The organism is Paenibacillus sp. B46(2026), from assembly GCF_056786355.1.
Map to the genome: position 1 here is coordinate 3167128 of NZ_CM165907.1, position 12100 is coordinate 3179227.

General features: G+C 45.8%; 12 protein-coding genes. 10 read left to right on the plus strand and 2 right to left on the minus strand.

Annotated features, from left to right (window positions below):
* The first annotated feature begins 160 nt into the window (after positions 1-160).
* The 9 genes from AC1S8V_RS14395 (at position 161) to AC1S8V_RS14435 (ending at position 9313) form a co-directional block, all read left to right on the plus strand.
* Positions 161-1150 (plus strand): LacI family DNA-binding transcriptional regulator, encoded by a 990-nt coding sequence (locus tag AC1S8V_RS14395; protein WP_482074172.1) that lies wholly within the window; start codon positions 161-163, stop codon positions 1148-1150.
* On the plus strand, positions 1143-2021 hold the full coding sequence (gene rbsK, locus AC1S8V_RS14400; RefSeq protein WP_482074173.1) for a ribokinase: 879 nt from the start codon (positions 1143-1145) through the stop codon (positions 2019-2021). Before AC1S8V_RS14395 ends, rbsK begins: the two co-directional genes overlap by 8 nt.
* The gene (gene rbsD, locus AC1S8V_RS14405) at positions 2021-2422 is read left to right on the plus strand and encodes a D-ribose pyranase (protein WP_482074174.1); all 402 of its coding nucleotides are present in this window, start codon (positions 2021-2023) and stop codon (positions 2420-2422) included. The genes rbsK and rbsD overlap by 1 nt, the downstream gene beginning before the upstream one ends.
* A gap of 14 nt (positions 2423-2436) precedes the next feature.
* Positions 2437-3918, plus strand: a complete 1482-nt coding sequence (locus AC1S8V_RS14410; RefSeq protein ID WP_482074175.1) for a sugar ABC transporter ATP-binding protein — start codon at positions 2437-2439, stop codon at positions 3916-3918.
* Positions 3919-3928: 10 nt separating this feature from the next.
* Positions 3929-4891 carry an ABC transporter permease subunit gene (locus AC1S8V_RS14415; RefSeq protein ID WP_370511443.1) on the plus strand — a complete coding sequence of 321 codons (963 nt, stop codon included), beginning with the start codon at positions 3929-3931 and terminating at the stop codon, positions 4889-4891.
* A 14-nt stretch (positions 4892-4905) separates the two neighbouring features.
* Positions 4906-5838, plus strand: coding sequence for a ribose ABC transporter substrate-binding protein RbsB (gene rbsB / locus AC1S8V_RS14420; RefSeq protein WP_482074176.1), 933 nt, complete (start codon positions 4906-4908; stop codon positions 5836-5838).
* Between the two features lie 235 nt (positions 5839-6073).
* Entirely contained in the window at positions 6074-6817 is a 744-nt protein-coding gene (locus AC1S8V_RS14425) for a YggS family pyridoxal phosphate-dependent enzyme (RefSeq protein ID WP_482074177.1), read from the plus strand.
* A gap of 20 nt (positions 6818-6837) precedes the next feature.
* On the plus strand, positions 6838-8043 hold the full coding sequence (locus AC1S8V_RS14430; RefSeq protein WP_482074178.1) for a benzoate/H(+) symporter BenE family transporter: 1206 nt from the start codon (positions 6838-6840) through the stop codon (positions 8041-8043).
* 25 nt (positions 8044-8068) lie between these two features.
* On the plus strand, positions 8069-9313 hold the full coding sequence (locus tag AC1S8V_RS14435) for a serine hydroxymethyltransferase (protein ID WP_482074179.1): 1245 nt from the start codon (positions 8069-8071) through the stop codon (positions 9311-9313).
* 136 nt (positions 9314-9449) lie between these two features.
* Here AC1S8V_RS14435 and AC1S8V_RS14440 read toward each other — a convergent pair whose 3' ends face one another.
* Positions 9450-10070 (minus strand): NAD(P)-dependent oxidoreductase, encoded by a 621-nt coding sequence (locus AC1S8V_RS14440; RefSeq protein ID WP_482074180.1) that lies wholly within the window; start codon positions 10068-10070, stop codon positions 9450-9452.
* Between the two features lie 45 nt (positions 10071-10115).
* Entirely contained in the window at positions 10116-11546 is a 1431-nt protein-coding gene (gene pdxR, locus AC1S8V_RS14445) for a MocR-like pyridoxine biosynthesis transcription factor PdxR (protein WP_482074181.1), read from the minus strand.
* A 136-nt stretch (positions 11547-11682) separates the two neighbouring features.
* On the opposite strand from pdxR, the gene AC1S8V_RS14450 reads away from it, so the two are divergent.
* Positions 11683-12081 (plus strand): hypothetical protein, encoded by a 399-nt coding sequence (locus AC1S8V_RS14450; RefSeq protein WP_482074182.1) that lies wholly within the window; start codon positions 11683-11685, stop codon positions 12079-12081.
* The last annotated feature ends 19 nt before the right edge of the window (positions 12082-12100 follow it).

The following is a 12100-nucleotide window of genomic DNA, read 5'->3' on the forward strand; positions in this document are numbered from 1 at the left end:
TTTTGGGGCGTCGAACAGGCAGTATAGCTTGGATTTGCGTATGTTTCAGCGCATTCCCCAATAGACTTGGAGAAATTTCCAGAATGAAAACGCTTGTCAAAATGAAAAGAATATGATAACTTAATGTCTGTAACCGGTTACACATAGAGGAGAGCATCTTATGACAACAATTAAAGACGTAGCTCAACGGGCTGGCGTATCCGTAGCCACCGTATCAAGGGTCATTAACGATAGAGGTTATGTTCATGCGGACACACGCAAGAAAGTGGAAGATGCTGTGAAGGCGCTTAACTTTTCGCCGAATGAAGTGGCCCGCTCATTATATAAGCGCAAGTCCAAACTGATTGGCCTGTTGCTCCCGGATATTGCAAACCCTTACTTCCCGCAGTTGGCCCGCGGCGTAGAGGACCGGATGCAGGAACAGGATTACAGACTGATATTTGGAAATAGTGATGAGGATGAACGGAAGGAGCAGGATTACATCCAGACGTTTATCCAGAACAATGTGGTCGGTGTGATCTCTTCAACGAACTATCCTCATTCTTCAATATATGAAAACCTGAAGATTCCCGTCGTGTTTCTGGATAGAACATCACTGGATCGTCCATCCGTGTATGCGGACGGCAGAGAAGGTGGAAGACTAGCTGCAAGGGAGATTATCAACCGCGGCAGTCGCCGGATCACAGTTATGCAGGGACCGACACAGATCAGACCCGCTCAAGATCGCTTTGAAGGAGCGATTGAAATCATCCGTGATGCTGGGCTAGACTACCGGGTAATTCAGACGACCTCATTTTCAATTAACGAGGCAGGTGTATGGGCTGAAGAATTATTCAGGAAATATGCTGATACGGACGGAGTCATTGCCAGCAATGACATCGCAGCCATGGCGGTACTGCATGAGGCAGCACGAATCGGAAGAAAAGTTCCCGATGATGTACAAGTGATCGGCTTCGATGATATTCCAATGAGCAGCCTGTTATCGCCGGCATTGTCCACCATCCATCAGCCAGCATACGAGATGGGAAGAGAAGCAGCGGGATTACTTATCCAGCTTGTGGAACAAGCTGCAATAGAGAACAAAAACATACAGCTGCCCGTAAGTTTCATCGAACGGGGCACAACGAGAAAGGTGAGATCAAATGGCTAAAATATGTGTAATAGGAAGCAGTTCCATGGATCTGGTTGTTACTTCGTCAAGACGGCCGGGGGCGGGTGAAACCGTTCTTGGCGACAGCTTCAAAACGGTCCCTGGCGGTAAGGGAGCCAATCAGGCTGTTGCTGCTGCACGACTGGGTGCCGAGGTTGCGATGATCGGCCGGGTAGGCGACGATGCCTTTGGCAAAGATATTTTAGAGAACTTTAGAGCAAATGCTGTAAATACGCAAAATGTGAAACCGGTTACACATTTAGAAAGTGGAACGGCTCATATCATTTTGGCAGAAGGTGATAATAGTATCGTAGTGGTTGAAGCGGCGAATCGGGAAGTCACTCCTGCATATGTAGATGAGGCGGCTGAGGTAATTCGAAATGCAGATATCGTGCTGATTCAGCAGGAAATTCCGGAGGAAACGGTTGTTCATGTGAGTGCATTGTGTGCAGAATTCGGAACACCGCTGCTGCTGAATCCCGCTCCAGCGAGAATATTGCCGCAAGAAGTGATCAACAACGCTGCATATATCACACCGAACGAGCATGAAGCCGAGATTTTGTTTCAGGGCATGAGTCCGGCACAGGCATTGCGTCAATATCCGAACAAGTTATTCATTACGGAGGGCAGTAAAGGTGTACGTTACTTTGATGGTACAGAAGAAATTCTAGTCCCAACTTATAAAGTGGCGGCTGTCGATACTACTGGGGCAGGGGATACGTTCAACGCCGCATTTGCAGTCGCTTTGGCTGAAGGCAAACCGTTGCAAGAGAGTATACGCTTCGCCAATCGGGCTGCATCATTGTCGGTGACCAAGTTCGGAGCACAGGGCGGCATGCCAATGCGTGATGAAGTAGAGGAGAGCTTGTAATGAAAAGAAATGGCATGTTGAATAGTCACATTTCCAAGATTTTGTCTGATCTGGGCCATACGGACATGATTGCGATTGCGGATGCAGGTCTGCCGGTACCGGACGGGGTAGTCAAAATCGATCTGGCTCTCAAACTGGGAACACCAAGTTTTCGCGAAGTGGTGGAAGCGATCACTGAAGATATGATCATTGAGAAAGTCATTGTGGCTGAAGAGATTCGCAAAGGCAATCCTGTAGCCATGCAATTCATCACAGAGAAATTTGGGGTAGAAGCAATCGATGCTTCGGTCAGCCACGAGCAATTCAAAGCATTAACACGGCAGGTGAAAGCGGTCATCCGCACAGGTGAAGCCACACCCTATGCCAATTGCATTTTACAATCGGGAGTCCATTTCGGTTAAAAGGAGGTTGCGTAATGCACATTCAGATGCAAGACATTCATAAAGCGTTTGGAACTAATCAGGTGCTGAGCGGAGTGGATTTTGAACTAAAGGATGGTGAAGTTCATGCCCTGATGGGGGAGAATGGAGCCGGGAAATCCACACTGATGAATATTCTGATTGGTCTCCATCAGAGAGACCAAGGGACCATCATGATCAACGGAGTAGAAAACTATTTTGTAAGTCCGAAGGAAGCAGAGAAGCTGGGTATCACATTTATCCATCAGGAGCTGAATGTATGGCCTGAAATGACGGTGCTGGATAATCTATTCATCGGTAAGGAACTGACGTCATCCTTCGGATTGCTCAACACCAGACAAATGAAAGCACTCGCCAAAGAACAGTTTGCGAAGCTTTCCGTAGACATTTCGCTCGAAAGTCCTGCTGGAGAGTGCTCCGTCGGGCAGCAACAGATGATCGAGATCGCAAAAGCACTCATGACGGATGCCAAGGTCATCATAATGGACGAACCAACGGCAGCTCTCACGGAGCGTGAGATACAGAAGCTGTTTGGTGTAATTACCTCGCTAAAGAAAAACGGAGTATCCATTGTGTATATTTCTCACCGCATGGAGGAGATATTCACGATCTGTGACCGGATTACCATTATGCGTGATGGCAGAACGGTAGACACCCAGCCTATTCCACAGACAAGCTTTGATGAAGTGGTGCGAAAAATGGTAGGTCGTGAACTTACGGAGCGTTATCCCGTTCGGAAACCTACTTACGGTGATGTCGTTCTGGAAGTAAGGAATGCAAGCAGCAAAGGGTTATTCGAAAATATCAATTTCACGGTTAGAGCGGGGGAAATACTTGGTTTCTCAGGACTTATGGGTTCTGGACGGACAGAGATTATGAGAACAATCTTCGGTTTGGATACATTGGATAGCGGTGAAATCTTTATCCGTGGCAAAAAGGCCAACATCCGTAAACCAGCAGATGCAGTGAAACATGGTATTGGATTTATTACTGAAGACCGCAAGGATGAGGGCCTGGTATTAGACTTCTCGATTCGCGAAAATATGGCGTTGACGAATTTGTTCAGTTTCTCAAGTAAAGGTTTCATCTCAGCTTCGAAAGAACAAGACTTTGTAGATACACTGATCAAACGTCTACAGATCAAAACGCAATCCTCTGAGACGGCGGCAAGGAATCTATCCGGGGGTAACCAGCAGAAGGTGGTTATCGCGAAATGGGTTGGGATCGGACCAAGCGTGCTTATCCTGGATGAACCCACACGTGGAGTGGATGTCGGGGCGAAGCGCGAAATCTATGAATTGATGAATGAACTGACAGACCGCGGCGTTGCAATCATCATGGTATCGTCGGAGCTGCCTGAAGTGCTCGGCATGAGCGACCGGATCGCGGTTGTGCATGAGGGACACATCAGTGGCGAAGTTGCAAGAGAAGTAGCAACGCAAGAACACATTATGACATTGGCCACAGGGGGACAGTGATATGACAACAATGCAGGAAAACAAAACGGCTAAAAGCGGCTTCCGTTTCTCAAACGTGATACAAAAATTGGGACCGCTGCTTGGCTTAATCATTCTTATTCTCATCGTATCGGTGTTGAACCCAAGTTTCTTGGAACCGCTTAATATCTTGAATTTACTACGGCAAGTCTCGATTAATGCGCTGATTGCCTTCGGTATGACGTTTGTTATCCTGACAGGTGGAATTGATCTGTCCGTCGGCTCAATTTTGGCTTTATCCAGTGCTTTTGTAGCAAACATGATGTTGTCCGGTCTAGATCCGATCTTGTCCATCATTATTGGTGTAGCACTCGGTGGTGTCATGGGTATGGTGAACGGACTGATGATTACCAAAGGAAAAATGGCTCCGTTTATCGCTACACTCGCTACCATGACCATATTCAGGGGACTAACATTGGTGTACACGAATGGTAATCCAATTACAGGCCTCGGGGATAACCTATTGTTCCAACTGTTTGGCCGCGGTTACCTGCTGGGTATTCCGGTACCTGCGATCACCATGCTGATTACCTTTATGATTCTATGGATTGTTTTGCATAAAACGGCTTTTGGCCGCAAAACGTATGCCATCGGCGGTAATGAGAAAGCTTCGATTATCTCGGGTATCAAAGTTAATCGCGTGAAAATTATGATCTACTCCCTGACAGGTATGCTCGCTGCTCTGGCAGGTGCAATTCTGACATCGCGTTTAAATTCAGCACAACCAACAGCAGGTACATCCTACGAGCTGGATGCGATCGCAGCCGTTGTATTGGGTGGTACAAGTCTTGCTGGAGGACGTGGACGAATCGTCGGTACACTGATCGGTGTTTTGATTATCGGCGTACTGAATAATGGATTGAACTTGCTTGAAGTAAACTCATTTTATCAAATGGTTGTAAAAGGTATCGTCATTGCCATTGCTGTCCTGCTGGACCGCAAGAAAACAGCATAAGGAGAGAAGCGAATATGAAAAAGTGGACTATAACACTCGTAAGTATGCTGATGATCATCGTTCTGGCCGGGTGCTCTCTGGAGCCACCGGAATGGGCCAAACCAGACCCTAACAAAAGTAACGGACAGAAGAAAATAGGTTTGTCGATATCTACACTAAACAATCCATTCTTTGTATCACTCAAGGATGGGGTCATGGCTGAAGCAAAAAAACAGGGAATACAGGTCATCGTGGTGGATGCGCAGAACGATTCGGCCAAACAAACCAATGATGTGGATGATCTCATTCAGCAAGGCGTTAGTGCACTTCTGATTAACCCTGCGGACTCTGCAGCGATCTCTACAGCGGTTCAATCCGCCAACAGTGTGGGCATTCCCGTGATCACGCTGGATCGCTCCGCAGATAAAGGCGAAGTGGCGGCACTAGTGGCATCGGATAACGTTAAAGGCGGACGCATGGCAGCTGAATACTTTGTGGAACATCTCGGAGAAGGAGCCAAAGTCATTGAACTTGAGGGTGTGCCGGGCGCCTCCGCAACAAGAGAACGGGGGAAAGGCTTCCACGAAGTGGCTGACCAGAAACTCGATGTGGTTTCCAAACAGTCTGCTGATTTCGATCGGTCCAAAGGATTGAATGTCATGGAGAACCTGCTTCAGGGTAATCCTGACGTACAGGCTGTATTTGCTCATAATGACGAGATGGCACTTGGTGCGATTGAAGCGATTCAAAGCTCGGGTAAAGACATTCCGGTCATCGGATTTGACGGAAATGACGATGCAATCAAATCCATTCAGGATGGAAAGTTGACGGCTACGGTCGCTCAGCAGCCAGTACTGATTGGCCAACTGGCATTGCAAGCTGCTCTGGATGTGCTCAGTGGCAAGCAGGTGGAGCCATCGATTCCCGCTGAATTGAAGCTGGTAACCAAGGAAAATGTGAACGAGTAACTCATCATAAACATGTATCTTCCTTTTGGACATGAACATAGGACTAAACCAAGCCGCTAATTTAGCGGCTTTTTTACATTTTTTTTGGATTGCTCAATTATAGAGATTTTGGATATGTATAACCAATCCATCTGTTGATACACTAGCATGACGTTCTACACAGTCTTCACAATACATAAGGAGGAGCTAATCTCAATTATCCATTCCTGTGCGGAATAGAAAGAAGGCAGATGACATGAAGCATCTAGTTGAAGAAAATCTCCAATCGGTAAGACAGCAAATGGCACTGGCCTGCCAGGCTTCAGGTCGCAACATCGAGGACATTCAGTTGTTGCTCGCGACCAAAACGGTACCGCTTGAGAAACTAGAGATAGCTATTCAAGCAGGTGAGGTTCTATTCGGAGAGAACAAAGCTCAAGAACTCCGAGATAAATTTCCGCTCATGGAACAAAGCAAACAGGTGGAATGGCATTTTATCGGACATCTGCAAACGAATAAAGTAAAGGACGTTGTTAAATATGTTACACTCATCCATTCCGTAGATCGTCTGAAGCTGGGTCAGGCTTTACATAACCAGCTTCTCAAAGAGAATAAGACTTTAGACATTCTTGTGCAAATTAATACGTCCTACGAAGAAAGTAAATTTGGTACCTCTCCAGAAACAGCTGTTGAGCTTGTAGAACAGTTGACTCAATTCGAAACGTTGAACGTGAAAGGCTTAATGACCATTGGAAAACTGAATGCGACGAACGAAGAAACACGGCATTGCTTTCGTTTATTAAACCGTATTCGCACTCAAATCAAAGAGAAAAACATCCCGCGTGTAGAAATGGATATTCTATCGATGGGCATGTCCGGTGACTTCCAGGTCGCTATTGAAGAAGGAGCTACAATGATACGTGTAGGAACAAGTGTATTTGGCCCACGCTATTTACCGGACGAATATTACTGGAATGAAAACACACGCATCGATGATTAAGTGAGAGGTAGTGTTAAAAAATGAAGTCAGCATCCCCTTCGATACGTGGTCGTGATCTGATATCACCGGTGATCGCCGCTTTAATATCCGTAATTGTTAATTACGGGGGTACATTTATTCTTGTGTTTCAAGCTGCAAAAGTGGCTGGTTTAAGCCCGGAAATGACCGCTTCCTGGATTTGGTCCATCTCGATTGGGGTAGGAGTAACAGGAATTTGGCTCAGTTATCGATATAAGGAACCGATTATTACAGCCTGGTCTACACCGGGTGTGGCGTTTCTCGTTTCAGCATTAGCGGTAACCCCTTATCCAGAAGCTATTGGCGCTTACATGATTTCGGCAGTCGGATTTATTATTTTAGGTTTGTCAGGCATGTTTGAACGTTTCGTTCGACTTATTCCCCCAGGCATCGCTTCCGGATTGTTAGCGGGTATTTTACTACAGTTTGGAATATCGGCCTTTGGAGGGGCAAAGCTTGATCCTTTGCTTGTTACTGTGCTGTTTGCAGCCTATATCGTGCTAAGAAGGTTTACTTCCCGTTACGCCATTGTTGGCATATTGGCAATTGGTTTGATTTATTTGATATGCATGGGAAAAACAGACTTCAGTACGATCCAATTGGCGGTGGCTTCGCCTGTATTTGTTGTTCCAACGTTTTCGTTAAACGCTTTACTTGGCGTTGCGCTACCGCTGTTCATTATTACCTTGACAGGGCAGTATATGCCCGGAATGCTTGTTCTGCGTAATGATGGATTCAAGACAAGTGCCAATCCCATTTTGGCCGTAACAGGTTTGGGTTCGCTTCTTGCAGCCCCATTCGGATCACATGCTTTTAATGTGGCAGCTATTACAGCAGCGATTTGTACAGGGAAAGATGCACATGAGGATTCAACAAAGCGGTATATTGCAGGTATTGCTTGTGGAATCTTTTATATTTTTGTCGGCATTTTTGGCGTAACATTGGCTGCTCTGTTTTTGATTCTTCCTGCTACCTTTATTGCAACATTAGCAGGATTGGCCTTACTTGGGACCATTGGAGGCAGTCTTGCCAATGCATTAATGGACCCTAAAGGACGTGAAACTGCATTGATTACGTTTTTGGCGACAGCAGCGAATGTGACTTTGCTTGGTGTCGGTGGTGCATTTTGGGGACTGTTTGCAGGAATGATGGCACATCTACTGATGAATAGTAAATTTCCCAAAAAACAATTTGGATCGAATAGATAACCGTAAGGTTAGGAGGAAGATGTTCATGAAACATTTGGAGAAGCAAGATAAAGTAATAGGAAAGGCTGTCCAGCAAGAGCTTGGAAGGCAGCGGGATACGATAGAACTGATTGCATCAGAGAATTTTGTAAGTCAAGCTGTGATGGAAGCAACAGGTTCGGTATTGACCAATAAATATGCGGAGGGGTATCCGGGCAGAAGATATTATGGCGGGTGTGAGCATGTCGATACAGTCGAAGAGATAGCAAATCGCCGCCTTAAAGCACTTTTTGGCGCTGAACATGCGAATGTGCAGCCTCACTCCGGTTCTCAGGCCAACATGGCAGTATATTTTGCCTCGGTTGAGATTGGTGACACAATACTTGGCATGAATCTATCCCAAGGTGGTCATCTAACCCACGGAAGTACTGTTAATTTTTCAGGTAGGTTTTACAATTTTGTTCCATATGGTGTCGATGCACAAACGGGCCGTATTGACTTTGACGAAGTACGTAAACTGGCTTATAAGTATCGTCCACGCATGATCGTTGCAGGTGGAAGTGCATACCCACGGACCATTGAGTTTGAATTATTTGCCCAAATTGCCGCCGAAGTGGGAGCCCTTTTCTTTGTAGATATGGCGCATATAGCAGGAATTGTCGCAGCAGGTTTGCATCCTAATCCGGTACCGCATGCACATTTTGTTTCAACCACCACGCACAAGACTTTGCGAGGACCACGAGGGGGAGCCATTTTGTGTCGGGAGTCGTGGGCACAGGCGATCGACAAAGCTGTATTTCCGGGAACTCAGGGTGGGCCATTCATGCACGTCATAGCAGGAAAAGCGGTGGCATTAGGTGAGGCATTGCAATCCGATTTCACAACATATATTGAAAGTGTTCTGAATAACGCCAAAGTATTGGCAGAAACTTTAATGAATGAAGGACTCACCCTTGTATCCGGAGGGACAGATAATCATATCGTGTTGGTTGACTTACGAACCATCGGCCTTACAGGCAAAGAAGCCGAAGCCATACTTGATGAAGCAGGAATCACGGCGAATAAAAATGCAATCCCTCACGATACGGCAAGCCCGTTGGTCACGAGCGGTATTCGTTTTGGAACTCCGGCTATGACGTCAAGAGGACTTGGAGCCAGGGAAATGAAAGAAATTGCTCAGCTTATAGGGCTTGCTTTTAAAAATCCAAAGAGCTCAGATGTAAAAAAACAGATATTAGGAAGTGTCCACGAAATCACTTCGCAATTCCCGCTTTATGAAGGGCTTGAATAGTTTAGCAGCAGACACATATGGAGCCTGCAATTGTTCCTGATAGGTAACAATTGCAGGCTCTTATTTTGCTTGCTTATATTGAAACTTACTTTTTTGAACAGAAGAGATATACTGTAAGTGAGATTTAAGACATGCCCTAGTAGGCTATACCTACACGAGACTGCACATATTCCCCAGACGTTATTTGCTGATATGCAAACTCCGCAGTATCGATTACAGATATAGAAGTTCCGCCGTCAGGCAAGTAGTCGCGCTCAACCCGGTACTTACTAAGAGATTCTCCATCATATAAGTAGGTAGGGCACACGATGGTCCATTCTAACTCTGAAGTCTTGAGAATGTTGTACATCTCCAGATGCTCTTCAGCTGCCCGCATGGACTTACGTTTGGACTCAGGGGATTGAAAACGAAGCAAGCCAGGATCCGTTCGACTTTCCAATATGCCAGCTGTACCAATGGTAATGATTCTTTTGATACGCTCCTGAGCCATAGCCTCAACAATATGTCCCATGGATTGCGTTAATGTAGTCGTTCCATCGGTACTTAAGGAACTAACAACGAGATCCACACCCTGTATGGCGTGATGAATATCCTCTTTGACTAGAGCGTTTCCTTGATGAAGAACGAAATTGTCATCGCTGATTTGTACCTTTTCCGGGTTTCTAACCAGTGCAGTTACATGATGATTGGAACGTAGGGCATTAGAGACGAAATGACTTCCAACCCGTCCGGTGGCTCCTAACACTAAAATTTTCATTACAAAAAACATCCTTTCGAATCCGATTGGAGAGCATGTTCTCCATCATAATACAATCTTTGCAAGCCGATGTATGCCTTCCTCAATCTGCTCCTCATCCACTTTCGCAAAACCTAATATCCATCCTTTTCGATGACTTTCCAGGCAATATCTACTAAGCGGGTACACGCGCACGCCTCGATCAAGGGCCGCATTTGTCATCGCTTCTTCGTCAAACGACGTTTCAGATTCAAGAAGCATATGCAATCCCGTTTCCACACCACTTAAAGTAAATTGTGAGCTTAGCCCAGAAGCAACAATGGCTTTTGTCATGACTTCGTGTCTGCGTCGATATATGTTCCGAACTCTTCTCATATGGCGCATAAAATGACCACGCTCAATAAAATGAGTTAGCGTTAATTGTTCCATAATCGGCAGATGACGATAGGTTAATTCATGAACTTGGGTAAGACGATCGATGGCTTTTTTGGGGCCGATGATAGCGGATAGTCGAATGCCAGGTGCAACCATTTTGGAAAAACTCATCATATAAAGCGTATTCTCAGGTAGCTGACTGAATATGGTCGGAAGTGGATCTCCGCGGTACCTAAATTCACTATCGTAGTCATCCTCAACAATCCAATATCGCTGATGAGCCGCCATGTGCATTAATTGTTGCCTGCGTGGCTCCGACATAATAACGCCAACTGCGCATTGATGAGAAGGTGTGACAAATACGAGTTTAGTCTGTGGGTGAATACGATCTACACATAATCCATGCTCATCGACCGGAACGGAGTCGACTTGCATCCGTCGATATTTCATCGCCATCCAAGCGGCAGGGAAGCCGGGATCTTCTACTGAAACTCTCTCTCCCTCACTTAAGAGTGCCTGAGCAATTAAATCAATGCTATGTTGTGCACCTGAGGTTAACAAGATTTGATCAACATCGATATGAATGCCTCGTTCAAGTGACAAATAACGCTGAATCTGTTCTCTTAACGCCAGTAACCCTCTGGCATCACCATAAGCCCAAAGATCCAGATTAGGTTCAGTGGAAGCTTGTAAAAAGGATTGCCTCCAGGCTTTTGTGAAACTTTCATCCAGATAAGGCTCGTGGGGATTAAAATCAATTTCTATTTTGCGATTGTCTCTATTGCCGAACCAACTATGCAGATGACCAATCGATTCGTTTAGTGTAGGCAGTTCGGGCGAAATAGGCCCTTGCATCGTGATTCCTTCTGATGAACGAGGTGCATATGTCCAATCACTAACCCTTGTCCCGGCCCGACGGGAAGTTACCGTATACCCTCGGCTGAATAATTCCTCGTACACAATCTGTATGGTTGACCGTGAAACACCAATCAATTGAGCGAGTTCGCGTGACGGAAGCAGCAATTCGCCTGGTTGCCATTTCCCGGTTGTAATATGTTGAATCGCTTGATCCAGAAGTTGCTGCCAGATCGGGCGATGGTCATTACGGTTAACTTGTAGCATTGATTCAACTCCTGTGGTGATGCTGAGATTATGGATTGCATGTTCTTATGTAGTTATGGATGCTTTTGGCACTCCATTGATTGATATACTATCATGGCAAAAGTTGAATTGGCAACAATTTGGAGCTAACCAAGCTGTGAACCAATTGCAAATTCCTGGATTGGCGGGCCGTGACACGATGGAGTTCAATTTCTATGAGGAAAATGGCGTGGAATACGTTACAGCTGGAGGCAACGTTTATGCTGCTCAAGACATCATAAAACCGATCTATACGGGAAGACAATCGAAGACAACGATTCAAGCGAATGGTCATGCCACATGGTTTTCAATTCCGGCATCCGTTGCAGGTAAAGAAATGACGGTCAAGATGTCTTCAAACAGCGCATTTGCTGTATACGACCAAGCGGGCGTAGGCATGAATCATACAGTGGTCAGTGGACAAAACGAAATTGTATTGCCTGAGAACGGAACCATTGTGTTTGTGGGTGAAGCTGGTTCGGAGTTTGAGGTTGTATTGACAAGCAAAGCGAATTAATAGAAAATGAAAAAACTGT